General features: G+C 51.5%; 1 protein-coding gene. It reads left to right on the top strand.

Annotation, left to right across the window (positions count from 1 at the left end):
• Window positions 1-408: glycoside hydrolase family 16 protein (locus ACEWB7_RS18255; protein ID WP_411581125.1), on the top strand; the 408-nt coding region annotated here is incomplete at both ends.

Here is a 408-nt window from a genome sequence, read left to right as displayed (position 1 = left end):
ACTTTGCATTATGGCAGGCAAGCGCCGGGAAATGTTTATTCGGGGACCAGCTACAAAGCCAATGACTTTAAGCCGACAGAGCAGTTCCATCTGTATGCCCTGGAATGGGAAAAAGGTGAAATTCGCTGGTATATTGATGATGTGCACTATGCCACTCAAACTGAACAGGGCTGGTACAGTCAGTTCCAGACCGCGGATGGTGTCTGGCAACAAGCCAAGGGCGCGGCACCTTTTGATCAGTCTTTTCATTTACTGCTGAATCTGGCAGTGGGTGGTCACTGGCCTGAAAACGTCAATGAAAAAGGAGTGGATGTTGAGCACTGGCCCCGGCAGATGGTGGTGGATTATGTCCGGGTTTACCAATGCTCAGCGCAGACTGCCGATGGCACTGGCTGTGGCACCAAAAGC

The sequence above is a fragment of the Acinetobacter sp. NIOH-H-8 genome (assembly GCF_046635365.1).
Taxonomy (GTDB): Bacteria; Pseudomonadota; Gammaproteobacteria; order Pseudomonadales; family Moraxellaceae; genus Acinetobacter.
This window is presented reverse-complemented; position numbering and strand designations above follow the sequence as displayed.